Raw genomic sequence first — 23,393 nt, 5'->3', positions numbered from 1 at the left:
AATACGCTCAAAATTGATAAGAGAGCCGAATGAATTGACGGATGCCCGTTTTGAATTGACGGATGCCATTAATACTGCATTTTGGAAGAAAAAGTATTAGGGAATAAATAGGTCTTAGAGCTTGGACCAGATGCCTTGCCAACGATACTTGCGGATAAAGACACCTTCTTCCTGGGAAACATAGCGCTTTTGCCGTTGGAAGCATGCCTTTAGATAACCTAGTATGGTTTGAAGATACAGTTTGGGACTTTTGGCCTGCCAAGCCATTTTTAGGGCAGCAATCTTGGTGAGCACAAGACCGTAACGCATTCTATACAGGGCTTCGCCCTTAGCCTGATAATTTTTGGTACTATACCCATGCCCTGTGGGGCGGAGGTGTTTTACCTTCAGCTGGGGTAGGGTTTGGGTATCAAAACCATGGTATTTGGCCAGAAGGGTGTCCACAGTGTCCCAACCCACACCGGGGCGGAGACCATCCATTTTATCAAAACAAGCCTTGTGGTACAGTTTTATGGGGCCACGGATATGGGATTTGTCCGCAATGTTCTCATAGACCCATTCGTTACCTTTTTCAATGTAGAGCAGCCCAGAACACATACCTAGTTTCCAGTTGGACTGGAATGCATTCAAAACGGATTCAAAATAGGTAGGGGGCAGGATGATGTCGGCGTCGAACTTGCCAATTAAATTATAGTTCGAAGCATTCCGGAGTCCAAAATTGAACGTATCCACCACTTTTTTTCCTGGGATGTGTTCGTCCACCGATTGTCGCTGTACTACTTTGATCCAGTCATGCTTTTTTGCATAGTCCAAAGCAATGGCGTAGGTGTTGTCCGATGAATTGTCATCCACCACAATGACCTCGTCAGGAACATGGGTCTGTGTCACAAAGGAGTCCAAACAATCTTTTAGGTAGGCTGCCTCGTTGTGTGCGGGGATGATAATGCTGATCTGCATGTGCTAAAATTCCAAAAAACAAACCATAATTCCCAATATAGTTTTGTGGTTTCTGTCATTCTGAAGGAACATAGTGACTGAAGAATCTCTTTAGATATGGATATTGAAACTCCATATAAATATTTCTCGACTGCGCTCGAAATGACAATACCGAATTCAACATTGATAATTGTCTATTGTAAATTGATGAGGATCACCGTTCGGCATAGACAATATAGTATCTCGGTGTGAAAAGACGTAAAAGGGGGCGTATCCCAACTTTTTTGGTGGGGTTGGTCCATTTGGCGGAATCTTTTATGGTCCATCCGGCTTTTTCCAACAACCAATCAAATTGCCAATCCTCAAATTCGTGGTAATGGCGGTCCCAAGGATCTGTCTTGCTCCTGTAGGCCGATGCAAACCAGAGCCGCATGGGGATGCTGGCCACCAATTTTTGGGCCTTGATTTCCTTGAGCACGTTGAACGGGGCCACCAAATGCTCAAATATCTCAAAGGCAGTGACCACTTCAGCACTGGATTGGGAAACCACGCCAAAATTCACGTCCAAATCCTCTCCTTGGGTGTTTTCTACTTGGAATCCTTGGGATTTCATGATTTCCGAAAATGGATTTTCCACGCCCAGATCCAAAATGGATTCCGAAGTGTTCACGTGTTTTTGCAAAAACGCCAAGGTATGTTTGTAGCGTTTGTTGGGAAAGTTGTTCTCGTACATTCAGTATCTATAAGCAATGGCATTGATGTTCATTCCGGCACCAACGCTTGCAAAGATAACAACATCTCCCTTTTTTAATCGATGTTGCGGAAGTTCACCTTTCAATACCATATCATATAATGTAGGAACCGTGGCCACAGAGCTGTTTCCTAGTTTTTGGATGCTCATCGGCATAATGTTTTCAGGAACCTCTTTACCATAAAGCCTATAGAAACGCTTCACAATGGCCTCGTCCATCTTCTCATTGGCTTGATGGATGAATATCTTTTTCAACTCATCAATCCCAATACCGCTTTGATCCAGACAATCTTTCATGGCCTGGGGAACATGGGTACAGGCAAACTCATAGATTTTTCGCCCCTGCATTTTAATATATCGGGTATCCGTACAGCCTTGTGCCGAGTTGGTCTTATCAAAATAGAGATAATAGGCTTCCTCATTGGCATAGGTGGCCGATACATGGGAAAGTATCTCTCCGGAATCGGGATTGGCTTCAATGATGGTGGCACCGGCACCGTCGGAAAAAATCATACTGTCCCTATCATGATGATCTACGACACGGGAAAGGGTTTCCCCTCCAATGACCAGACATTTTTTGGCCATTCCACTTTTGATAAAGGCGTGGGCCTGTATGGTCCCTTCAATCCAACCTGGGCAACCAAAAATGAGATCGTAGGCCACACAGCTTGGATTTTTGATCTGTAGCAAATGCTTTACCCGAGTGGCCAAGCTAGGTAAGGTGTCGCCTTGGATTTTTCCATAGGTCATGTCCCCAAAATTGTGCGCAAAAATGATATAATCCAAAGTTTCTTTGTCCACTTTGGCATCTACAAGTGCTTCTTCGGCGGCAATGAACCCTAAATCCGAAGTCTTTAAATCGGGGTCTGCATAACGCCGTTCCTGGATACCGGTAATGGCCTTGAACTTTTCTATCGTGACCGCATTGTCCTGATGAAAGGAAGACCCATCCGCTTCCAGAAATTCATGCTCCAAAAAATCTTCGTTTTTGGTGACCAAGGAAGGGATATGGCTTCCAGTGCCGGTGATACCTATTTTCATGTTGAGGTTTTATCAATATAAGGTACTGCGTCCTTTCTGCTTTTGTTATGCATGCATAACAAGGAATATGATGTCCAAGATACTGTTTTAAAAATCCGGCTAAATGAAAAACCCTGATTCTCAAATTGAAACAGGGCTTTTTATCAATACGTACAGCGGTTCACCTATGCTTCTGCGTAGGCCTCCATGGGCGCACAGGTGCACATTAAATTACGATCCCCAAAAGCTTCGTCCGTTCTTCGGATGCTGGGCCAAAACTTGTTTTCGGCCACATAGGGCAATGGGAATGCAGCTTGTTGTCTACTGTACGGAAACTCCCAAACGTCATGGGTGATCATGCCTAAGGTATGCGGGGCATTCTTCAAAACGTTGTTGGGATTGTCCGCACTGGCTTCATCAATTTCTTTTCTGATGGATAGCATGGCATCGCAAAAACGATCCAATTCGGCCAAACTTTCACTTTCGGTGGGCTCGATCATAAGTGTACCAGCCACTGGAAATGAAACTGTGGGGGCGTGGAACCCGTAATCAATCAACCTTTTGGCAATATCGGTAACCTCAATGCCATTGGCTTTAAACGGTCTACAATCAATGATCATTTCATGTGCGGCCCTGCCACGTTCCCCGGTATAGAGAACATCAAACTTGCCTTTGAGGCGGTCTTTGATGTAATTGGCGTTGAGGATGGCGGCTTTGGTGGCATTGGTAAGACCTCCTGTTCCCAACATTTTGATATATCCGTATGAAATCAGGCACACCAAGGCACTTCCCCAAGGCGCTGCGGAAATTGCCGATATGGGCGTGTCACCACCGGTTTCAATCACAGGGTTTGTTGGCAAAAACGGCTTTAATTGTTCCGCCACACAAATAGGACCTACTCCAGGGCCCCCACCTCCATGGGGGATGGCAAAGGTTTTGTGGAGATTCAGGTGGCATACATCGGCGCCAATGGTAGCCGGGTTGGTAAGTCCAACTTGGGCATTCATATTGGCACCATCCATATACACTTGTCCGCCGTTTTCGTGGATCAATCTTGTAATTTGTTTTATGGACGATTCAAAAACGCCGTGAGTAGATGGATAAGTGACCATCAAAGCGGCCAAGTTTTCGGAATGTAACTGTACTTTTTCTTCCAAATCGGCCACATCAATGTTCCCTTTTTCATCGGTTTTGGTCACTACGACCTTCATACCTGCCATAACGGCCGAAGCAGGATTGGTTCCATGCGCCGAAGCTGGGATGAGGCATATATTTCGATGCCCTTCACCTCGCGATTCATGATAGGCCCTTATCACCATAAGCCCGGCATATTCTCCTTGTGCTCCCGAATTGGGTTGTAGGGAGGTAGCGGCAAAGCCGGTAATCGTATTCAATTGGGATTCCAATGCTTTGAGCATTTCCTGATATCCTTGTGCTTGTTTTAGAGGTACAAAGGGGTGGATGTTTCCCCAGTGTGCCCAGCTCAATGGTAGCATTTCGGAGGCAGCGTTCAGTTTCATGGTACAACTTCCCAAAGAGATCATGGAGTGGTTCAGTGCCAAATCCTTTCGTTCCAATTTTTTGATATAACGCATCAATTCCGTTTCGGAATGGTAGGCATTGAACACCTCATGTTCCAAGAAAGGTGTTTTGCGCTGTAATGCATTTGGAATGATCCCTTCTGAAGCAAGGGGGGCTGCATCGTGTGTTTTTATACCGTGGGCCTCCGCAAAGCAAAGAGCAATGGTCTTAACGTTCTCTTCGGAAACGGCCTCGTTGAGTGATATGGAAACCGTTTCGGCATCAATATAATTAAGATTGATACCATGACCTTCGGTGATTTCCCGCAACGCAATGCTGTTTTTTACTTTGACCCTAATGGTGTCAAAGTAGCAAGAATTCAGTTGTTCAAAACCAAAGGATTCCAATGTTTTGGCCAATTGTGACGCTTGTCCATGCACTTTGCCGGCAATATATTTTAATCCGTTGGGACCGTGATAAACGGCATACATTCCTGCCATTACGGCCAAAAGTACTTGGGCCGTACAGATGTTGGATGTGGCCTTATCCCTTTTAATATGCTGTTCCCTGGTTTGGAGGGCCATACGCAGGGCACGGTTTCCATCGGTATCCTTGGTGATTCCAATGATTCTACCGGGTATATTTCTTTTGTATTCTTCCTTGGTGGCAAAAAATGCGGCATGGGGTCCGCCATACCCCAGTGGAATACCAAAGCGTTGGGTGGTGCCCACAACCACATCAACACCCCATTCACCAGGAGGGGTCAGTAGCACCAAGCTTAAAATATCGGCGGCAACAGCCACTTTAATCTCATTGGCCTTGGCTTTTTGGACAAAGCCGGCATAGTCGTTCACTTGACCAAATTTTCCGGGATATTGGAGGATGGCTCCATAAAAATCCTCGGAGAAACCAAAGGTTTCATGATTGCCAACCACCAGTTCTATACCCAACGGAATGGCCCTGGTCTCGAGCAAGCTCAAGGTTTGCGGAAGGATTTCTTCCGAAACAAAGAATTTTACGACTCCATTTTTTTTCTGTTCCCTTGACCGAAGCTCAAACAGCATGGTCATGGCTTCCGCGGCCGCGGTACTTTCATCCAAAAGGGAAGCATTGGCCAATTCCATTCCAGTAAGGTCACTGACCATGGTCTGGAAATTCAGTAGGGCTTCCAGCCTTCCCTGTGCTATCTCCGCTTGATAGGGAGTGTATGCCGTATACCATCCTGCGTTCTCCAAGATGTTTCTTTTGATTACGGATGGGGTCAGGGATTCATGATACCCCAATCCGATATAACTTTTGAAAATCTGGTTTTTTTCCGATAACTTTTGAATATGGGCCAAAAATTCATGTTCACTTATCCCTTTGGGAAGGTTTAAGGGTTCCTTCAATCTGATATCATCGGGAATGGTTTCATAAATCAATTGCTCCATATTGTCGACCCCAATGGTCCCAAACATTTTGGAGAGGTCATTTTCAGCAATGCCAATGTGTCTGGCGGCAAATGTTTCTGTGTTCATGTTCAATCCAATAAAGTGCACAAAATTAGGGATTAATTCAATGAAAATAAGCAATTTTGGTAGTCTCCAAACCAAAGTTGTTAACCACCAATTAACCTTGGGCAGGGGCGTTCCTATTTTGTATGATGAGAAGCCTAAAATTAATTTTTGATTTCTATTTGGATGCCAGTGTGCATGTGGCCCTTGCCGTGGTTTCACTTATGGGGGTCACCTTTGACCTGTTGGAGGTTCCTTGGGATTTTTACTTGATGGGTTTCACCTTTTTTGGGGTGATTGTGTGCTATAATTTTATCAAGTATGGGGTGGAGGCCTATAAATACCTGATTGTTTCCAATGTGTACCATAAATACATACAGGTTTTCAGCTTTCTGTCTTTTGGCTTTGCGGTTTATTTCTTCCTTCAATTAGATCGTGACATATGGATGGCCATTGGGCTTTTGGGGCTGGTATCCACATTGTATGCGGTACCCTTGTTGCCCGAGGCCAAAAACCTTAGAAACCTGGGAGGTTTCAAGATTTATATTGTGGCCATGGTTTGGGTTGGGTTTACGGTTCTCTTACCTATTATGGATGCCCAAGTTCCTTTGGATTGGGATGTGTGGATATGGTTCCTGCAACGTTTTATTTTGGTGGTGGTGCTCATATTGCCCTTTGAAATAAGGGACCTTAAATGGGATGATGAAAACCTCAGGACCCTGCCTCAGGTTTTGGGTGTTAAAAGTACACGGCAGTTGGGAATGGTATTGGTGGTCCTTTTCTTTGTGCTGACGTTCTTCAAGGATGATATCCATCCCTATGAAATAGTCATGCGATTGATCTTGGGTGTTGTATTGGTTGTTGTGTTATGGTCCCACAGGAAGATGCAAGGACGCTATTTTGCTTCGTTTTGGGTAGAAGGACTGCCCATTTTGTGGTTGTTGCTTTTTTGGGTATTGAACGGGCTTTTTTAAAGTCTTTTTTCCAAGTCTTTTTTCATGCTCTCCTTGTCTTCTTTGGAAAGGACATTCAATCCCGCCCTATCGCACAAAGAAGTAAGGGTGCCGTTTCGCTTGGAGTAATGTTCACAAGTCTTGCAATACAGTATGTGCAACCGAAGCTTTAGGATTTCCCAAAAGCTGGCTTCCTTGTACTGTGATTTGGTGCAGATATGTGATGCCTCTTCACATGAAATCTTCATAGCTAAAACCAATTATCATTTAAACAACCCATAAGTGCCGTTCTTGCCCTGTGGATCATTACCCATAGGTTGGACGGATTAATATCCAATTCATTACAGATATCCTCAGTGCTCATGCCTTGAATGGTTTTCATTTGAAATACCATGGCCTGTTTACGGGGCAACTTGGAGATACACTCCTGTATGGCCGACCCCAGTTCTTCATTCTCAAGTGTATTGTCTCCATCTTGGCTGAAAGGGTCCGCTACTTGTTCTTCGATCCAATCTCCCTCCGAATCTGAACTGGCAGCGTAGTTTATCCGAACCTCTGCCTTTCCTTTTTTGGAATTTATTTTTCGGTAATGGTCAATGACTTTACGCTTTAAGATAGCAATCAACCATGTCCTTTCCGCTGCATCACCTTTGTAGTTTTTGGCAGAATTGAGTCCGGCAAAAAAAGTCTCCTGTACCAAATCCTTGGCAATTTCGGCATCACTGACGCGAGCCACGGCATAGTTGAACAGATAATCTGCGTATTGGTCTACCCAATTGTCCGGATGAAGTTGATGCTCGGCCATAGTTGTTAGAAGTGTCAAAAGTAATGGATTTTACCGAATGATCTTATACCCAATTTGTTGCAAAACATTCAAAGGAAAGGTATTGATGGCAATTGGAATGTTCCTTTAATCTAAGATTAACAGGGAGTCAATTTTTGATTTATGGAAATAGCTATGGGTCGGTCATGTGGTTTTTATTTGTAAATTTATGAAAATCAGCAAGTAACCATTTTATTAGATGCTACGGTTATGGTCAAAATTGCATATGTATTGTCTATTTTGATATTGCTCAACAGTTGTTATACCTATCAGCAACTCAATACCGAGAATCCCGATTATGTGGTTGGGAAGCGATACGAAATCAGGATGGGGGACCGCAAGATGGAAAAGGTACTTATTGTAGCGGTTACCGATTCGACCTTGGTGGTGGTACAGGACAACACCGAGATGACCATTCAGAAATCCATGATTACCGAAAGCCGAATACGGAAATATTCCGTGGGAAGAACCATTGTGGCCTCAGCATTGGGTGCGCTTGTGGTCATTGCCACTATAGGGATAATTTCTTGGAATAGCGGAAGTAACGAGCCGTTTTTTGTGTGCTGCTAGTCCTTAGTTTCCAGCAGCCCGGCCCGTTCCAATAAGGCATCTATTTTAGGTTCGGAACCCCTAAAACGTTTGTACAGTTCCATTGGATTTTCCGTACCTCCCTTGGAAAGCACATGTTCTTTGAACCTATACGCAATTTCTTTATTGAAAATCCCTTTTTCCTTGAAATAGGCAAAGGCATCCGCATCCAAGACCTCGGCCCATTTATAACTGTAATACCCAGAGGAATACCCGCCTTGAAAAATATGGGAGAAAGAAGTGCTCATGCAGGTTTCTGCGGTATCCGGGAACAAAGCGGTACTTTCAAAGGCTTTGGTTTCGTAATCTTTTACATTTTTGATGTCGGATGGGTCCGAACCATGCCATGCCATGTCCAAAAAGCCAAAACTCAATTGTCGAATAGTGGCCATGCCTTCTTGAAAAGTGGCAGACTCCTTTATTTTTTCCACGAGTTCCATGGGAATAAGTTCCCCCGTTTCATAGTGAAAGGCAAAAAGTTCCAAGGCCTCCTTTTCATAGCACCAGTTTTCCATTACCTGACTGGGTAGTTCCACAAAATCCCAATACACCGAAGTTCCCGAAAGACCAGGGTAGACCGTATTGGCCAACATCCCATGAAGGGCATGTCCAAACTCATGGAACAAAGTGGTTACCTCATTAAAGGTGAGCAATGAGGGTTTTGAAGTGGTTGGCTTGGTGAAATTGCACACGTTGGAAACATGTGGGCGGCTATTCTTACCGTTAAGGGTATACTGTGGTTTGTACGAGGTCATCCAAGCCCCTCCACGTTTTCCGGGACGGGGATGGAAATCGGCATAAAAAAGGGAAACAAAGTTGCCCGAGTCCTCGTAGACTTCGTAAGTTTTTACCTCATCATGGTATTTGTCCACATTAAAAACCTCCTTGAAGGTTAGTCCGAAAAGTTTTTCAGCAACTTGAAAAACCCCACTGATTACATTCTCCAGCTTAAAATAGGGTTTCAATTTTTCATCATCCAAATTGAACAGTTTCTGCTTTAATTTTTCAGAGTAGTACGCGCTGTCCCATTTTTCCAAATGGGCAATACCATCCAATTCTTTGGCAAAGGCCTCCAATTCTGCAAACTCCCTTTCCGCTGCAGGTTTGGCCTTCTCCAAAAGTTCATTCAAAAACTCCAACACCTTTTCAGGAGTTTCGGCCATGCGTTCTTCCAAGACAAAATGGGCGTGCGTGGCATAGCCCAATAGGTTGGCGCGTTCATGACGAAGGGCAACAATTTGGAGCACATTTTCCTGATTGTCCAAGGCATCATTGTGGAATCCCTTACTACCAAAGGCCAAAGACAATTCCTTGCGCAGCGCCCGGTTTTCGGCATATTTCATAAAAGGAATATAGCTGGGGTAGTCCAAGGTGATCAACCAACCTTCTTTGTCTTTGGATTGTGCCAATTGTGCAGCGGCCTCTTTACTGCCTTCGGGAAGACCTTTTAAGTCCTCTTCATTGGACAGCAACATTTCGTATTTGTTGGTTTCGGCAAGTACATTTTCACCGAATTTCAGTTTTAGTTTGGACAACTCGGCATCAATCTCCCTAAGTCTTTTTTTATCCGCTTCGTTCAAGTTTGCACCGTTTCTGCTAAAACTTTTATAGCGTTTCTCCAGCAAGGTCTGTTGCTCAGGGATGAGGGAGAGGTTCTCTCTTTGCCCATAAACTGTTTTGATACGTTCAAAAAGCGGTTGGTTCAGGGTGATGTCATTGCTGAATTCCGAAAGCAAAGGGGACACCTCCTGCGCTATCTTTTGGATTTCCTCATTGGTCTCCGCGGAATTCAGGTTGAAAAAAATACTGGAAATCCTGTCCAATTGTTGTCCTGAAAAATCCAAAGCCTCCAGCGTGTTCTCAAAGGTGGGTGCTTCGGGGTTTTCTACAATGGCATTGATTTCTGCCCTGGCATCTTCAATGGCTTGAAGAAAAGCAGGTTTAAAATGTTCACTTTTTATTTTGGAAAATGGAGCTTTTTCAAAAGGTTCCAACAATGGATTTTTCATACTCATTTCGTGAATTCTTTATTTTGTAATCGTAGTACCATAACATCACTGACCAAATAGCTAAAACCAATGATGGAAGATAAGGCAGCCAAGGTCAACGGGGCATAGTTTCTTACATTGGCAACATACGCTCTTCTGTTCATAGCTTCTATGGCTTCTTCCGAATATTCGCTTAAATCCACAAACCCATTTCCGTTGGTATCAAACTTGCTGGTGAATTCGGAGATAAAGTGCCATCTTATCTCAATCAAAACCAATAAGGTGGCATAGAGGGAAAAAAGCAATAGTCCACTTTTCCATAAACTTTTTAGATATGGATTATGGATTTTCTTCCACGTTAGAAGGATAATGAGAACGGCACATATCCCCAGTAAAATTCCGATTTGGTTATAGCTCATGCGGTTTTCGGACTATTTTTTCTTTACTTCCTCTGCGCCTTTAATGACTTTGTCCTTTAATCCTTGTTTGTATGCCTCTATCCTGCCCAAAATTTCGCTATTGGAACTTCCAATAATCTGGGCGGCCAAGATACCGGCGTTTTTTGCACCGTTCAGGGCTACGGTAGCAACAGGAACTCCTCCGGGCATTTGCAATATGGACAATACGGAATCCCATCCGTCAATGGAATTGCTGCTTTTTACAGGAACACCGATTACTGGCAATGGGGACAAGGAGGCCACCATTCCTGGAAGATGTGCTGCTCCTCCGGCCCCGGCTATAATCACCGAGTATCCATTGTTATGGGCATTTTTACCAAAATCAAAAAGTTTTTCCGGGGTTCGGTGTGCGGAGACAATGTCCACATCCACCTCAATATGGAACTCTTTCAAGATATCGATGGCGTCCTGCATAACGGGTAGGTCGCTGGTACTTCCCATGATTACGGCTACTTTGCTCATAGTGTTATTTGCTTACAACGTTGATGGTTTCTTTTACTTTTTGGGCTACTTCTCGGGCTCTGGACATATCTTCGTCCACAATGGTCACATGTCCCATTTTACGAAATGGCCTAGTCTGTTTTTTTCCGTAGATATGGGGCGTTACCCCATCCATTTCCAAAATGGTGTCCATATGTTCATAGACCACATCACCGGTATGGCCTTCGGCACCGACCAAATTTACCATGATTCCTGCCACTTTGCTATCTGTTTTTCCCAAAGGCAGGCCCAAAATGGCCCGGATGTGCTGTTCAAACTGGTTGGTATAACTGGCCTCAATGCTGTAATGTCCGCTGTTGTGTGGTCTTGGAGCCACTTCGTTGACCAGAATTTGGTCATCCTGGGTTTGAAACAATTCCACGGCCAATAACCCTACGGGTTGTAAATGTTCGGCCACCTTGAGAGCCACTTCAGTGGCCTTTTGTGCCACAGAATCCTCAATTCTGGCTGGACAGATAACATACTCAACCTGATTGGCCTCAGGGTGGAACTCCATTTCCACCACGGGGTATGTTTTTACTTCACCCTTGGTGCTGCGTGCTACGATAACGGCCAATTCGTTTTTAAAATCCACCATTTTTTCCGCAATGCACTCCACATTGGGAAGCCCGTTTAAATCTTCCATTTTCCGAACCACCTTCACACCTTGGCCATCGTATCCAAATTGGGCACTTTTCCAAACAAAAGGGAGCTGGAGGCCACCGTTGGAAATACTGTCTTTTATCTCGGAGGTATAGGCAAAACGCATGAATGGGGCTGTTGGAATGTTGTGGTCCGTATAGAATAATTTCTGGGTGGCCTTGTTCTGTATGGTCCGCAACGCTTTGGTTGGGGGAAATACCTTTTTGCCCTCATGTTCCAACTTCTCTAGGGCGTCCACATTCACATTTTCAATTTCAATGGTGAGGACATCCACATCCTTTCCAAAATTGTAAACGGCACCAAAATCCATAAGGCTGCCTTCCACGAACTCATTGCAGGAGATTTTGCAGGGCGCTTCGGGTGAAGCATCCATAACCTTGGTATGAATGTCCCATTTTCGGGTTTCGTAGAGCATCATTTTGCCTAATTGCCCGCCTCCTAAAATACCGAGTTTAAAATTGGAAGAGAAAAAATCCATGGATCATTAAATTGGAATGACTGCAAAAATACATGAATTCCTTGAAGGGATGAAAGATGCTGGGCATACCACCCCCAAAAAATGCTATCTTTGCCAACCTGACCAAAATAATGATACGTTGATCAAGCTAAACAACAAGTTGTTTAAACCTTACTTAAAGGAAGAACAAATCCTTGCGGCCATCAAAAAGATGGCGGCGGAAATCGCTGAGGACTACAAGGATGAAACCCCCCTTTTTGTAGGTGTGCTCAATGGGGCCTTCATGTTTGTGGCTGATTTTTTAAAGGCGTATCAGCACCCTTGCCAAGTTTCTTTTGTGCGGTTGAGCTCCTACCAAGGATTGACCTCCACAGGCATTGTAGAGACCTTGTTGGACGTACAGGAAGACATGGAAGGAAAGAGCGTCATTATTTTGGAGGATGTGGTCGATACGGGAAGAACATTGAAACAATTGGTACATCTGTTCTCCCAGACCAATGTAAAGGAATTTAAAATTGCTGCCCTTTTTTACAAGTCCGAAATCTATAATGGTGAATACACCATTGATTATGTGGGATTGGAAATCCCGGATAATTTTATTGTGGGTTACGGTCTGGACTATAATGAAATGGGAAGAAATTTGAGGGAAGTATACCAATTAAACCAAGCAGATATGATCAACCTAGTGCTTTTTGGAAAGCCAGGAGCAGGAAAAGGGACCCAGGCCGGGTTCTTGAAAGAGAAGTACAATTTGAAACACATTTCCACAGGGGATGTGTTCCGATACAACATTAAAAACGGAACGGAATTGGGCAATTTGGCCAAATCCTATATTGATAAAGGTGACTTGGTTCCCGATGAGGTCACCATTGATATGCTAAAGGACGAAGTGGAGAAAAACCCAGAAGCGTCAGGCTTTATTTTTGATGGTTTCCCCCGAACTGCTGCACAAGCAGAGGCTTTGGACAATTTTTTGGAATCCAAGGATATGAAGGTGAATGCCACTATCGCCTTGGAAGCCGATGATGAGGTGTTGATTGCCCGTTTGTTGGAGCGAGGGAAGAGCAGTGGCCGTTCCGATGATCAAGATGAGAGCAAAATCCGTAATCGTTTTGATGAATACAACGAAAAAACAGCTCCTTTAAAAGCCTATTACGAAAAGCAGGGGAAATTCCATTCCGTAAACGGAATTGGGGATATTGCAGAGATTACCGAGCGTTTGGGCAAGGTGATAGACGCTTTGGACTAAGACAGAGGTAACATTTACCCTTCACCTTTCTGCTAAAAAAAACCATTGACATGACCGAAGGCAATTTTGTGGATTATGTGAAAGTGCATGTATCTTCCGGGAACGGAGGCAAGGGTTCTGCGCATTTACATCGGGAAAAGTATGTTGCCAAGGGAGGCCCGGATGGTGGTGATGGTGGCCGTGGAGGCCACGTAATCGTGAAGGGGAACAAAAACCTATGGACCTTGGTCCATTACAAGTTCAAAAAACATTTTAAGGCAGGTCATGGGGAACATGGCAGCAAGAATAGGAGTACTGGGGCCGATGGTGCCGACACCTATTTGGAGGTTCCCCTTGGGACCGTGATACGGGATACCGAGACCAATGCCGTTCTTTTTGAGATTACCGAGGACCAAGAAGAGAAAATCGTACTGGAAGGTGGAATGGGAGGTCGAGGTAATTGGCATTTTAAAAGTCCTACCAATCAGACTCCCAGATATGCACAACCCGGAATCCCTGGGCAGGAGGCGCATTTAACCTTGGAGCTTAAGGTTTTGGCCGATGTGGGTCTTGTGGGATTCCCCAATGCCGGCAAATCCACTTTGCTGTCCGTGATGACCTCGGCAAAACCCAAAATCGCCAATTACGAGTTTACCACGTTAAAACCCAATCTGGGCATTGTGGAACATCGGGATTTCCAAAGTTTTGTCATGGCCGATATCCCCGGAATTATTGAAGGGGCTGCAGAAGGCAAAGGCTTGGGCCACTACTTTTTGCGTCATATTGAACGCAACGCCACCTTACTTTTCCTAATCCCTGCCGATAGTAAGGACATCAGTCAGGAATATGCCATTCTTTTGGATGAGCTGAGACGGTACAATCCGGAGTTGTTGGACAAACAGCGCATTGTGGCCATTTCCAAATGCGATATGTTGGATGAGGAGCTCATTGAGGAAATGCGAGAGGAAATGAAGGCCGATTTTAAGGATGTTGATTATCTATTTATCTCATCAGTAAGCCAATTGGGCATTCAGAAGCTCAAGGATAAGCTCTGGGCGCTATTGAACGAATAAAGACTGCTGTTTCTCCCACCTAAGCCAAATAATCCTTATTTTTAAGTAATCCAGATTTATCTGCCATGCGAAACCTATGGATTATTGTGCTGTGTTGCCTATTGGCCTCTTGTGTCTCCATTCGGGTCAATTACGATTACGATAGGGGAACCGACTTTACGAGCTATACCACCTACAATTATTTTTCTGATCTGGATTCGGGCTTGAGCCAATTAGACGAAAGACGTCTCATTCGAATTTTGGATTCCACCTTGCAACTCAAAGGGTACCGTTTGGCCGAGGAGCCCGATTTTTTTATCAACATTCAAAGCAGTGAATACCGCAGCGGTTCCAATAGTGCCGTGGGTGTTGGTATTGGTGGCACGGGCAGAAATGTGGGTGGCGGTGTTTCCCTTGGATTGCCCATTGGAAATTCCGGAATACAGCGTCATATCCTATTTGATTTTGTGGATGCCCAACGTGATGCATTGTTTTGGCAGGCTTCCACTGAAAGTGGCTATCGAGATAACGCTTCCCCGAGCGTTCGTGAAGAAAGATTGAGGGCCTTGGTCAAGAAAACATTGTCAAAGTTTCCCCCAGAAACAAGATAAAGACAAGAATGCAATCAACCTTAGGATTGGAGGTTTGTGGTTGATTATCAGTTTTTTGTTGGTTTTTGTAACAAAGATATGTGCGAACAGTCTAATTTGTTATAACATCATTTTTCAAGAGAAACACTTAATTCAACACGTATGAAAACAACACAAAGGATCAAATGGGCCTGTGGGGTTTCCCTAATCATGTTTTTGGGAGTTGCCCTTCACGCCCAAGAAAAACCTGGCGACACTACCTTGGCCAGTTCCCAAGAAGAGCTGGTTTCCTTGGCCGCATTGGATCAAGGAGATTATCGGTACACGGTAGAAGATTATTTTGGCAATCCCAAGGGGTTCACATTTCGATTTTCCCCGGATGGAAAGTACTTGTCCTACAGGGAAAGTGATGAGAATGGTAAGCGTCATATTTATGTCAAAAACCTGGAGACGAACGAGGTAAAAAAAGCTATTGAGGAAAAGGACGAGTTGGTAAGGATATACGGATGGCTCAATACCACAAGGCTGTACTTCTCCATGGACCAGGGAGGTAATGAAAACTATCATATTTATGCGGTGGACTTGGATGGAAGCAACTTGAAGGACCTCACTCCCTTTGATGGGGTACGGGCAGATTTCACGGAGCTGCTGCGCGATGATAAGGAGCATATCATTGTTTCCATGAACAAGAACAATGCTCAGGTCTTTGAACCTTTTAAACTGAATGTGGTCACCGGCGAATTGACCCAACTATATACCAATGATGACCCGGCCAATCCTATTTTGGGATATGATTTTGATAGAAACGGAAAGCTCAAAGGATTTACGCGCCTTCGGGATGGAGTGGAACAGGATACCTATTATGAGGATGGTAATGGAGGTTTCCAAGTCTTGAAACAGCTGAATTGGAAAGACAACTTTTTCATCACCAGCTTTAACTACGCAACAGAATATCCGCATGATGCCTATGTGGTTTCCAATTTGGACAATGATAAAGCAGAAGTGCAATTGTTCGATCTTAAGGAGAACAAGGTCATAAAGAAGGTCTTTTCCAATGATCAATATGATGTGCAGAACATGAGACTCTCCAGAACCAGAAACCATGAAGTGGACTATTTTACCTATGAGGGAGAAAAAAGTGTTGTGGTTCCGGTGAGTGAGGTCTTTAAAAAACTGAATGCTAAAGTAAATGAGGAACTTCCTGGAATGCAGTACAGTATTTTGGACAGCACTGAAGATGAAAACCTGTACATGCTCTATGTGGACAGTGATCGGGTGTATGGTATGTATTACGCGTACAATGTGGCCAAGGATGAACTCACAGAGCTGTACAACACCATGCCCCAGTTGAAAAAGGAGGATATGGCCGAAATGCGCCCCATAACCTTTACCAGTAGGGACGGTATTACCCTACATGGCTATATTACCTTGCCCAAAGCAGCTTTGGCCGGCCAAAAGGTGCCCGTTATTGTAAACCCGCATGGTGGACCGCAAGGCATCCGGGATTCTTGGGGCTTTAACCCGGAAGCGCAATTATTTGCCAGTAGGGGCTATGCCACCCTTCAGGTGAATTTTAGGATTTCCGGGGGGTATGGCAGGGAATTCTTGGAATCTGGGTTTAAACAGATAGGAAGAAAGGCCATGGATGATGTGGAGGATGGACTGCAATACGTAGTGGAACAAGGCTGGGTCGATCCAGATAAAGCCGCAATTTATGGAGGCAGTCATGGAGGGTACGCCGTATTGAGAGGTTTGACCAAGACCCCTGATCTCTACGCCTGTGGGGTGGATTATGTGGGGGTATCCAATTTGTTCACTTTTATGAAGACCATTCCGCCGTATTGGAAACCCTACCTAAAGATCATTAAGGAAATATGGTATGATGAGGATGTTCCCGAAGAAAAGAAAATTATGGAAGAGGTTTCCCCGGTGTATCAAATTGATAAAATAAATAAACCTTTGTTTGTGGTGCAGGGAGCCAACGACCCAAGGGTCAATATAGATGAATCGGACCAAATTGTAAGCGCTTTGAGAGGAAAAGGTTATGACGTGCCCTATATGGTAAAATATGATGAGGGCCATGGATTTGGTAAAGAGGAGAACCGTCTTGAGCTTTACAAGGCCATGATGGGCTTTTATGCCAAACATTTGGGACAACAGGAAATTCCCCAGCCGTTGAAAGATTGATTTATAGGACTGATTTTCAATTTAAAAGGAGCTTTTTTAGCTCCTTTTTTTCTTTTGGAAAATTATGATTACCGTTCACTGGGTCTTTTTTACCGCTGCCCATAATTCAGGTGTGTGCCAATGTAAAGCCCTGTAATTTAGCTCCGTACAAAATCCTAAAACCCAAAGCAATGATAGCACTTGTACGATTGATGATAACCCTATTGGTGGACATCTTCTTGTAAAAAGCAATTTGTGAATTTTTTAAAAATCTAAACAATGCGGAAATTGAACACGGAACGTAAAGTTATTTTGACCCTAGGGATTATCGGGGTCCTGACAGGAATCTATGGTAGGTACAATGCCTGGGCCTATGATGATTATTTTGTTTTCTTTTATACGGGTATGTCCTTGGTATGGGTAGCTTTTCTTACTTCGAGCAAATCTTGTAGCAGACCATTCTGGAAAAAGCAAACACAAAATCAGTAAAGGGCGTTCCCATAGGTTGAACTGCTTAAAGTATATTTGGGATACCGTAGACCATATCCATGGAATTGAGCACTAAAAAACGAGAACAAGCCTTTTGGACCCTTCAGATTTTGGGATGGGGTTTTATCAATCTGGTTTCTGTTTTTGTAGTGAAGCAGATAAGTATGTCCCTGCTCGTCTACTCCGTGGTCATGGGGACGATTTTAGGTATTTTTGCGACTTCGCTGTTGCGACTGTACCTTAAAAGAACCATACAGTTTGACGCTTTTGGGATTAACGAGTTTGTGAAGATTCTGGTTTCCTATCTAATGGCGGCCACTTTGTTTGGGGTCTTGAACTTTGTTTTTGGGTATGTCTATGTTGAGTTTGGTCCGGCATTGACCCCTTCAGAACTCCAGATGTTCAAGTATCACGACAATGTTGGGATACAAGTACTCAATTCCCTGTTTCTTATTGGAGCTTGGACGGTCACCTATTTGGTGATCAAATTACTTCTTAAACTTAATAAGGACCGAATAGAACGCTTGGAACTCAATACCCACCTGAAGCAAGCACAGCTGAATACCTTGAAGGGTCAGATAAACCCCCACTTTATGTTCAACAGCCTCAATAATATTAGGGGATTGATGTTGGAAGACGTGGAAAAATCCCGGGAAATGCTTACCAAACTTTCAGAAATCTTACGGTTCTCACTGACCAAGAACAGCAACAATGCCATTTCGGTCCGGGAAGAATTGGAAATGGTGGACAATTATATAGCGCTATCCAAGATCCAACTGGAAGATCGTTTGGAATTTGTCCAGAATGTGGATAGCGAAACCCTTGATTTACAAATCCCACCCATGATCATACAGCTATTGGTGGAAAATGCCACCAAACACGGTATCTCCAACCTCAAACAAGGAGGAACCATTGTGTTGAACATCAAAAAGGAAAAAGAACAGTTGATACTGGAGGTCCTCAATACGGGCAAACTCAAGATAGCCAAAGATTCCACTCAATTGGGGCTGCAAAATATACAGCAGCGGTTAAAATTGCTTTATGGCAACAGAGCTTCCTTTAATTTGGAAGAAGTTTCCGATGAGGTGGTGGCCAACATTAAAATTCCACTGACATGAACATCAAAGCTGTGATTGTAGAGGATTCCAGATTGGCCCGGAACGAGTTGAAGGAGCTGATCAAAAAGCATGATGATATTGATCTTCTGGGAGAGGCTGAAAATGTGGATGCAGGGTTTGAGCTTATTCAGAATACTTCACCAGATTTGTTGTTTTTGGATATCAACATGCCCGAAAAAGATGGTTTTGAGCTTTTGGAGATGTTGGATGAGGTGCCCATTACCATATTTACCACAGCTTTTGACGAGTATGCCATAAAATCCTTCGAGTACAACGCCTTGGATTATTTGCTGAAACCTGTGAGTGAAAAGCGATTTGACATGGCCATGGAAAAGGTGCGGACAAAATTGGAGTCTGTCCAAACAGGAGCCGATAAGTCAAAAAGACTCAAGGAGAGCAGTCAGATTTTCATCAAAGATGGGGAATCGTGCTGGTTGGTAAAAATTGGGGATATTTCCCATTTTGAGATTGTGGGCAACTATACCCGCGTGTTTTTTGGGGATAAAAAGCCTTTGCTGTACAAATCATTGAACCTAGTGGAGGAAAAACTTCCCGAAGCATCTTTTTTTAGGGCCAACCGCCAGCAGATCGTGAATACCCATTTTATTGAAGGAGTGGTACCATGGTTCAACGGAAAACTCAAGCTTACCATGCAAAATGGGGAAGAAATAGAGGTTTCACGAAGACAGTCCTACATCTTTAAGGATCGTATGAGTCTATAATCAAAAAAGGAAAAGAAACGGTACTGTTTTATGTCAGTTCGAGCGAAGCCGGGATGTGTTGAACAAACTCCCGGCTTCGTTCGATATAATATAATAAATACTTTAAGGGCGTAAAAGGTCCTTGTATCTATCCTTGTAGCCAATTAAGACCACAATATTCAAGATCAATAGACCCAGACCGGGACCTATACCTGCCTGAGCTAAGGTGGCGTGGAACAATACAACATTTACGGATACACTCATCAATATAACGGCCATAAGTGCACCATATTTGTTGAGAATAAGGGCAAGTCCTGCCAAAATTTCTACAATGGCGACTAATTTAAGGGTATAGGTTGATGAAACTGCACCGAAATAGGTAATGGCCGCATCCGGTAGGTCACCTGGAGGAGGTAAGAAGTTCAGGAACTTGTTGAGTCCAAAAACCAGAACAAAAAGTCCCAATAGGATTCGAACTGCCAAAAAAACTTTTGAATTCATGGGTGTAATTTTTATTGGTTGAGCAATAAAAATACCTAAAAATTAAATATATGATAATTTAACCCTAAAAATATTTTGTTATAAATAAAAAAATTCTCATAAAGATTTTAGGAGCCCTCCGTCAATGGGGATGTTGGTCCCAGTAATGTACGCTGCCTTATCCGAGGCCAGAAATGCTACCAGATATCCATATTCTTCGGGTTTTCCAATACGCTTCATGGGCACCTGCTCCTCCATGGTGGAGCGTACTTCCTCAGGAGTGACCCCCATTTTTTCCGCTTTTTTTGTGTTGAGTTGGGCAATGCGGTCCGTATCAAAATATCCGGTCAAAACACTGTTGGCTGTAATATCCTCTTGGGCAATATCATAGGCCAAACTTTTAGACCAAGTGACCACGGCGGCACGAATGGAATTGGACAAGGCCAAGTAATTTAAAGGTTCCTTGACCGAGATGGATGCCACATTGATAATACGTCCCCACTTTTTCTTTTGCATATGTTTTAAAGCCAGTTCCGTGGTGAGTACAACCGATTTAAAGAGTAGATCAAAGGCCTGTTGGTAGTCTTCAATGGATTTTTCCAGTGCGCCACCCGCCGAAGGCCCTTGTGTGTTGTTGACTAGAATATCTACATCATTATGTTTGAAAAACGAGGAAATAGTCTTTTTGAAAATTTCAAAATTAGAGAAATCAACAACCAAAAATTGGTGTTCTTGCCCTGAGGAAGTGTCCATTTCCTTGATGATGGACTTCATTTTTCCCTCATTTCTGGCCATTAGGGTAACGCTTGCACCACTTTCGGCCAATTGTCGGGCTATTGCCTCGCCAATTCCTTTGCTACTGCCGCCCACAAGAGCGGTCTTTCCTTTAAGGGATATATTCATACTTATTTATATTCTTCCCGAACAGGGCTAAAAACATCCATTAATTTACATGCCGTCAACGCTTTTCCACTATGGGGACTGTTGGAAGGAATTACCACCACATCCCCAGAACGGTAGACGGCTGTATTTCCATCAAGGGTAAATTTAAAATCACCCTCCACAACATGCATGATCTGTTCATGGTGGTGGGAATGTTCCGGTACCTCGGCATCCTTTTCCACCCTCCAAAAGGCCCAGGATATGGTATCCCCATGTACCAATTTTCCATGATAACCCGGCATGATTTCCTTGGATTGAATTTGTGATAGGTTCATCTGTTCAAGTTTTTCCCAAGATAGAAATTAATAAGATTGGGTGTTTGTTTGGATTGGTTTTATCAATACCTATTTTTGAAAGATAAATCAATTTGATGCAAATACACTTTATAGGTATAGGGGAAGCTGTCCTGAGTGATTTAGCCTTGACGTTGAGGGACAATGGGCACATCATTACCGGGAGCGACAGAGGTGTTGAAGAATCCCTGAAAAGTAGATTGGAGCCTTTTGGGCTTCTTCCGGAAACCATGGGGTGGAACCCTGAAACAATCCATGACCAATTGGATGCCGTGGTTTTGGGGCCGCAGGTACCATTGGATAACCCTGAACTGCATAAAGCGAAGGAATTGGGATTGCAGATTTTTTCCTATCCAGCATTCGTGTATGGGCAATCCAAATACAAGACCCGGGTGGTTGTGGCAGGAGATGGAAAGGCGGAGATTGTTTCCATGATTTTGCATGTACTGCACTACAATGCTGTTGAGGTGGACTATATGTTGGAAACTCGCTTGGAAGGATTTGAACGCAGCGTGCACTTTACCGAGGAGAATGACTTTGTGATATTGGAGGGTGGCGAGCAATTTTCATCGGTTTTGGATCCAAGGCCTAGATTTCAGGTGTATCAACCCAATATTGCCCTTTTGAGTAGGATGGTCAAGAGTGATGATAGTGAGGTTTCAACTATGCAAAACCCTCTGGAACAGTTCAGGATTTTTGTGGATGGTATCATAAAGGGAGGAAGCATTACCTATAATGAAAAAGACCCTGAGGTGAAAAAAATGGTGGAGGCTACAGAAAACCCTATCCGAAAATTTGCGTACCAATCCCCGGATTACCGTGTTGAAAACGGTATGGTCCTTCTGGATACACCTGAAGGTGAAATGCCTTTGGAGATTTTAGAAAATAAGTCCTTGGACAATTTGATCGGGGCCAAATGGATTTGCCAACAAATGGGTGTGGATGAAGATGATTTCTATGAGGCCATAGCTTCTTTTAAAGTGGCTGCCCAGAGATAAAGGTTAAACCCCAAATTGCCTTAAATGGTGGTCCAGATGCTTGTACTGTATTTGTCCCCACTGATCGTAAGTGAGGTCGCCAAAAGCGGGGTGGGGTCCCCGGTCCTTAATATCCCGCTCCCCATAAAAATCATTGATAAGGGTAATCAAGGCTTGTTTTTCCTTTGGGAAATCTTTCCCATCCTTGACCCTAAACCCCGGCGCAGTGGGTAAATTGTGCTTCCAAGGTTTGTCATTGTACATGCTCTTTTTAAAAACTTTGAACATAAGCTTCATAAAAGGATTGGGTTTTTTTATTGTAAGTTTGCCCAAAGCCACCTTTAGGGGAAACTGACAATGGTATAGCATTTGTCCAACCTCCATCTTGCCCCATTGCCTCTGGGTGGATTCCGAAAGTTTATCAATTCGGGAAAGGATTTCAGCATGGGCCTCAGTGTTGAACAAAGATTTCATAGGATAAGATTTACTACGAAAATTACATAAATTTAATCTCCTATCTTTAGAGGATGCAAGAAAAATTGGTTTCCTTTTCAATCAAAAATTGGGCAGATGACGACAAGCCTAGGGAAAAACTGCGGCATAAAGGCAGTTTTGTCCTGTCCGATGCGGAATTGATTGCAATTCTCATTGGTTCAGGGAACAGGGATGAGAGTGCCGTGGAGCTGTCCAAGCGGATTTTGGCCTCGGTGGGCCACAATTTAAGTGAGATGGGGAAACTTTCGGTAAACCAATTGATGAAGTTTAAGGGAATTGGGGAAGCCAAGGCCGTTACCATTGCTGCCGCTTTGGAGGTGGGTAGACGAAGACGGATGCAGGATACCGGGAAGATTACCAAGATATCTGGCAGTAGGGATGCTTTTGAGCTTTTGTATCCAATTATGGGAGAATTGCAACATGAGGAATTCTGGATTGTGTACCTCAACAATTCCAATAAAGTCATCCATAAGTCTCAATTGAGCAAAGGAGGAATTACCGGAACCCTGGTAGATGTACGATTGGTTTTGAAAGAGGCCCTTGAGTTGGGTGCCGTGGGGATCATCCTGGCCCATAATCACCCTTCCGGAACCTTGAAGCCCAGCGCCTCGGACAAACATATTACTGAGAAACTGAAAAATGCTTCGGAGGCTTTGGACATAAAAGTATTGGACCATTTGATTTTGACACGACACGATTATTTGAGTTTTGCCGATCAAGGCATGTTATGA

General features: G+C 43.8%; 25 protein-coding genes. 11 read left to right on the top strand and 14 right to left on the bottom strand.

Annotated features, from left to right (window positions below; all coding sequences use genetic code 11):
* Nucleotides 1-114 precede the first annotated feature (114 nt).
* From DN53_RS05090 to gcvP, 4 genes are all read right to left on the bottom strand, one after another.
* Nucleotides 115-957 carry a glycosyltransferase family 2 protein gene (locus DN53_RS05090; protein WP_129653283.1) on the bottom strand — a complete coding sequence of 281 codons (843 nt, stop codon included), beginning with the start codon at nucleotides 955-957 and terminating at the stop codon, nucleotides 115-117.
* A 193-nt stretch (nucleotides 958-1,150) separates the two neighbouring features.
* Nucleotides 1,151-1,669 carry a class I SAM-dependent methyltransferase gene (locus tag DN53_RS05085; protein WP_129653282.1) on the bottom strand — a complete coding sequence of 173 codons (519 nt, stop codon included), beginning with the start codon at nucleotides 1,667-1,669 and terminating at the stop codon, nucleotides 1,151-1,153.
* Nucleotides 1,670-2,728: a 3-oxoacyl-ACP synthase III family protein gene (locus DN53_RS05080; protein WP_129653281.1), complete on the bottom strand. Its 1,059-nt coding sequence runs from the start codon at nucleotides 2,726-2,728 to the stop codon at nucleotides 1,670-1,672.
* A gap of 164 nt (nucleotides 2,729-2,892) precedes the next feature.
* Complete coding sequence (gene gcvP / locus DN53_RS05075) at nucleotides 2,893-5,745, bottom strand: aminomethyl-transferring glycine dehydrogenase (RefSeq protein ID WP_129653280.1); 2,853 nt, start codon at nucleotides 5,743-5,745, stop codon at nucleotides 2,893-2,895.
* Nucleotides 5,746-5,867: 122 nt separating this feature from the next.
* Here gcvP and DN53_RS05070 point away from each other — a divergent pair, with 122 nt between their 5' ends.
* Entirely contained in the window at nucleotides 5,868-6,695 is an 828-nt protein-coding gene (locus DN53_RS05070; RefSeq protein WP_129653279.1) for a UbiA prenyltransferase family protein, read from the top strand.
* Here the strand turns inward: DN53_RS05070 and DN53_RS05065 are convergent.
* On the bottom strand, nucleotides 6,692-6,922 hold the full coding sequence (locus DN53_RS05065) for a hypothetical protein (RefSeq protein WP_129653278.1): 231 nt from the start codon (nucleotides 6,920-6,922) through the stop codon (nucleotides 6,692-6,694). The two genes, DN53_RS05070 and DN53_RS05065, sit on opposite strands and share 4 nt — an antisense overlap.
* Nucleotides 6,923-6,924: 2 nt before the next feature.
* Nucleotides 6,925-7,479, bottom strand: a complete 555-nt coding sequence (locus DN53_RS05060; protein ID WP_129653364.1) for a sigma-70 family RNA polymerase sigma factor — start codon at nucleotides 7,477-7,479, stop codon at nucleotides 6,925-6,927.
* 228 nt (nucleotides 7,480-7,707) lie between these two features.
* Between DN53_RS05060 and DN53_RS05055 the strand changes: the two genes are divergently transcribed.
* Nucleotides 7,708-8,067, top strand: coding sequence for a hypothetical protein (locus DN53_RS05055; protein WP_129653277.1), 360 nt, complete (start codon nucleotides 7,708-7,710; stop codon nucleotides 8,065-8,067).
* On the opposite strand, the gene DN53_RS05050 is transcribed toward DN53_RS05055, so the two are convergent.
* Genes DN53_RS05050 through DN53_RS05035 form a run of 4 tightly spaced genes read right to left on the bottom strand, consistent with a single transcriptional unit; the run spans nucleotide 8,064 to nucleotide 12,152 of the window.
* Nucleotides 8,064-10,094 (bottom strand): M3 family metallopeptidase, encoded by a 2,031-nt coding sequence (locus DN53_RS05050; protein ID WP_129653363.1) that lies wholly within the window; start codon nucleotides 10,092-10,094, stop codon nucleotides 8,064-8,066. The two genes, DN53_RS05055 and DN53_RS05050, sit on opposite strands and share 4 nt — an antisense overlap.
* A 2-nt stretch (nucleotides 10,095-10,096) precedes the next feature.
* Nucleotides 10,097-10,492 (bottom strand): hypothetical protein, encoded by a 396-nt coding sequence (locus DN53_RS05045; RefSeq protein WP_129653276.1) that lies wholly within the window; start codon nucleotides 10,490-10,492, stop codon nucleotides 10,097-10,099.
* A gap of 12 nt (nucleotides 10,493-10,504) precedes the next feature.
* A complete protein-coding gene (gene purE / locus DN53_RS05040) occupies nucleotides 10,505-10,993 on the bottom strand; it encodes a 5-(carboxyamino)imidazole ribonucleotide mutase (protein WP_129653275.1) in 489 nt (162 codons plus the stop codon).
* Nucleotides 10,994-10,997: 4 nt separating this feature from the next.
* Nucleotides 10,998-12,152 carry a 5-(carboxyamino)imidazole ribonucleotide synthase gene (locus DN53_RS05035; RefSeq protein ID WP_129653274.1) on the bottom strand — a complete coding sequence of 385 codons (1,155 nt, stop codon included), beginning with the start codon at nucleotides 12,150-12,152 and terminating at the stop codon, nucleotides 10,998-11,000.
* A 118-nt stretch (nucleotides 12,153-12,270) separates the two neighbouring features.
* Here DN53_RS05035 and DN53_RS05030 point away from each other — a divergent pair, with 118 nt between their 5' ends.
* The 7 genes from DN53_RS05030 (at nucleotide 12,271) to DN53_RS05000 (ending at nucleotide 19,496) form a co-directional block, all read left to right on the top strand.
* Entirely contained in the window at nucleotides 12,271-13,380 is a 1,110-nt protein-coding gene (locus DN53_RS05030; RefSeq protein ID WP_129653362.1) for an adenylate kinase, read from the top strand.
* Nucleotides 13,381-13,430: 50 nt separating this feature from the next.
* The gene (gene obgE, locus DN53_RS05025) at nucleotides 13,431-14,432 is read left to right on the top strand and encodes a GTPase ObgE (RefSeq protein ID WP_129653273.1); all 1,002 of its coding nucleotides are present in this window, start codon (nucleotides 13,431-13,433) and stop codon (nucleotides 14,430-14,432) included.
* 65 nt (nucleotides 14,433-14,497) lie between these two features.
* Nucleotides 14,498-15,022 (top strand): DUF4136 domain-containing protein, encoded by a 525-nt coding sequence (locus DN53_RS05020; RefSeq protein ID WP_129653272.1) that lies wholly within the window; start codon nucleotides 14,498-14,500, stop codon nucleotides 15,020-15,022.
* A 141-nt stretch (nucleotides 15,023-15,163) separates the two neighbouring features.
* Entirely contained in the window at nucleotides 15,164-17,188 is a 2,025-nt protein-coding gene (locus DN53_RS05015) for a S9 family peptidase (RefSeq protein ID WP_129653271.1), read from the top strand.
* Between the two features lie 258 nt (nucleotides 17,189-17,446).
* A complete protein-coding gene (locus DN53_RS05010; protein WP_129653270.1) occupies nucleotides 17,447-17,656 on the top strand; it encodes a hypothetical protein in 210 nt (69 codons plus the stop codon).
* A 59-nt stretch (nucleotides 17,657-17,715) separates the two neighbouring features.
* On the top strand, nucleotides 17,716-18,774 hold the full coding sequence (locus DN53_RS05005; RefSeq protein ID WP_129653269.1) for a sensor histidine kinase: 1,059 nt from the start codon (nucleotides 17,716-17,718) through the stop codon (nucleotides 18,772-18,774).
* The gene (locus DN53_RS05000) at nucleotides 18,771-19,496 is read left to right on the top strand and encodes a LytR/AlgR family response regulator transcription factor (RefSeq protein WP_129653268.1); all 726 of its coding nucleotides are present in this window, start codon (nucleotides 18,771-18,773) and stop codon (nucleotides 19,494-19,496) included. Before DN53_RS05005 ends, DN53_RS05000 begins: the two co-directional genes overlap by 4 nt.
* Nucleotides 19,497-19,598: 102 nt before the next feature.
* On the opposite strand, the gene DN53_RS04995 is transcribed toward DN53_RS05000, so the two are convergent.
* From DN53_RS04995 to DN53_RS04985, 3 genes are all read right to left on the bottom strand, one after another.
* Entirely contained in the window at nucleotides 19,599-19,976 is a 378-nt protein-coding gene (locus DN53_RS04995; RefSeq protein WP_129653267.1) for a DoxX family membrane protein, read from the bottom strand.
* A gap of 96 nt (nucleotides 19,977-20,072) precedes the next feature.
* Nucleotides 20,073-20,858, bottom strand: a complete 786-nt coding sequence (locus DN53_RS04990) for an SDR family oxidoreductase (RefSeq protein WP_129653266.1) — start codon at nucleotides 20,856-20,858, stop codon at nucleotides 20,073-20,075.
* 2 nt (nucleotides 20,859-20,860) lie between these two features.
* Entirely contained in the window at nucleotides 20,861-21,172 is a 312-nt protein-coding gene (locus DN53_RS04985) for a cupin domain-containing protein (protein WP_129653265.1), read from the bottom strand.
* A 95-nt stretch (nucleotides 21,173-21,267) separates the two neighbouring features.
* On the opposite strand from DN53_RS04985, the gene DN53_RS04980 reads away from it, so the two are divergent.
* Nucleotides 21,268-22,188, top strand: coding sequence for a Mur ligase domain-containing protein (locus DN53_RS04980; RefSeq protein WP_129653264.1), 921 nt, complete (start codon nucleotides 21,268-21,270; stop codon nucleotides 22,186-22,188).
* A gap of 3 nt (nucleotides 22,189-22,191) precedes the next feature.
* Here the strand turns inward: DN53_RS04980 and DN53_RS04975 are convergent, their stop codons facing one another.
* On the bottom strand, nucleotides 22,192-22,641 hold the full coding sequence (locus DN53_RS04975; RefSeq protein WP_129653263.1) for a DUF1569 domain-containing protein: 450 nt from the start codon (nucleotides 22,639-22,641) through the stop codon (nucleotides 22,192-22,194).
* A 53-nt stretch (nucleotides 22,642-22,694) separates the two neighbouring features.
* Between DN53_RS04975 and radC the strand changes: the two genes are divergently transcribed.
* A complete protein-coding gene (radC, locus tag DN53_RS04970; protein ID WP_129653262.1) occupies nucleotides 22,695-23,393 on the top strand; it encodes a RadC family protein in 699 nt (232 codons plus the stop codon).

Source organism: Flagellimonas olearia (genome assembly GCF_004150225.1).
GTDB lineage: Bacteria > Bacteroidota > Bacteroidia > Flavobacteriales > Flavobacteriaceae > Flagellimonas > Flagellimonas olearia.
This window is presented reverse-complemented; position numbering and strand designations above follow the sequence as displayed.

Bases quoted from the DNA above. Each gene is read 5' to 3' on its own strand.
- DN53_RS05055 (WP_129653277.1), top strand. From the start codon at position 7,708: ATGGTCAAAATTGCATATGTATTGTCTATTTTGATATTGCTCAACAGT.
- DN53_RS05010 (WP_129653270.1), top strand. From the start codon at position 17,447: ATGCGGAAATTGAACACGGAACGTAAAGTTATTTTGACCCTAGGGATT.
- DN53_RS05015 (WP_129653271.1), top strand. From the start codon at position 15,164: ATGAAAACAACACAAAGGATCAAATGGGCCTGTGGGGTTTCCCTAATC.
- DN53_RS04975 (WP_129653263.1), bottom strand. From the start codon at position 22,641: ATGAAATCTTTGTTCAACACTGAGGCCCATGCTGAAATCCTTTCCCGA.
- DN53_RS05020 (WP_129653272.1), top strand. From the start codon at position 14,498: ATGCGAAACCTATGGATTATTGTGCTGTGTTGCCTATTGGCCTCTTGT.
- DN53_RS05085 (WP_129653282.1), bottom strand. From the start codon at position 1,669: ATGTACGAGAACAACTTTCCCAACAAACGCTACAAACATACCTTGGCG.
- DN53_RS05005 (WP_129653269.1), top strand. From the start codon at position 17,716: ATGGAATTGAGCACTAAAAAACGAGAACAAGCCTTTTGGACCCTTCAG.
- DN53_RS04985 (WP_129653265.1), bottom strand. From the start codon at position 21,172: ATGAACCTATCACAAATTCAATCCAAGGAAATCATGCCGGGTTATCAT.
- radC (WP_129653262.1), top strand. From the start codon at position 22,695: ATGCAAGAAAAATTGGTTTCCTTTTCAATCAAAAATTGGGCAGATGAC.
- DN53_RS04995 (WP_129653267.1), bottom strand. From the start codon at position 19,976: ATGAATTCAAAAGTTTTTTTGGCAGTTCGAATCCTATTGGGACTTTTT.
- DN53_RS05035 (WP_129653274.1), bottom strand. From the start codon at position 12,152: ATGGATTTTTTCTCTTCCAATTTTAAACTCGGTATTTTAGGAGGCGGG.
- gcvP (WP_129653280.1), bottom strand. From the start codon at position 5,745: ATGAACACAGAAACATTTGCCGCCAGACACATTGGCATTGCTGAAAAT.
- purE (WP_129653275.1), bottom strand. From the start codon at position 10,993: ATGAGCAAAGTAGCCGTAATCATGGGAAGTACCAGCGACCTACCCGTT.
- DN53_RS05080 (WP_129653281.1), bottom strand. From the start codon at position 2,728: ATGAAAATAGGTATCACCGGCACTGGAAGCCATATCCCTTCCTTGGTC.
- DN53_RS05045 (WP_129653276.1), bottom strand. From the start codon at position 10,492: ATGAGCTATAACCAAATCGGAATTTTACTGGGGATATGTGCCGTTCTC.
- DN53_RS05070 (WP_129653279.1), top strand. From the start codon at position 5,868: ATGATGAGAAGCCTAAAATTAATTTTTGATTTCTATTTGGATGCCAGT.
- DN53_RS05090 (WP_129653283.1), bottom strand. From the start codon at position 957: ATGCAGATCAGCATTATCATCCCCGCACACAACGAGGCAGCCTACCTA.
- obgE (WP_129653273.1), top strand. From the start codon at position 13,431: ATGACCGAAGGCAATTTTGTGGATTATGTGAAAGTGCATGTATCTTCC.
- DN53_RS04990 (WP_129653266.1), bottom strand. From the start codon at position 20,858: ATGAATATATCCCTTAAAGGAAAGACCGCTCTTGTGGGCGGCAGTAGC.
- DN53_RS05065 (WP_129653278.1), bottom strand. From the start codon at position 6,922: ATGAAGATTTCATGTGAAGAGGCATCACATATCTGCACCAAATCACAG.
- DN53_RS05000 (WP_129653268.1), top strand. From the start codon at position 18,771: ATGAACATCAAAGCTGTGATTGTAGAGGATTCCAGATTGGCCCGGAAC.
- DN53_RS05050 (WP_129653363.1), bottom strand. From the start codon at position 10,094: ATGAAAAATCCATTGTTGGAACCTTTTGAAAAAGCTCCATTTTCCAAA.
- DN53_RS05060 (WP_129653364.1), bottom strand. From the start codon at position 7,479: ATGGCCGAGCATCAACTTCATCCGGACAATTGGGTAGACCAATACGCA.
- DN53_RS04980 (WP_129653264.1), top strand. From the start codon at position 21,268: ATGCAAATACACTTTATAGGTATAGGGGAAGCTGTCCTGAGTGATTTA.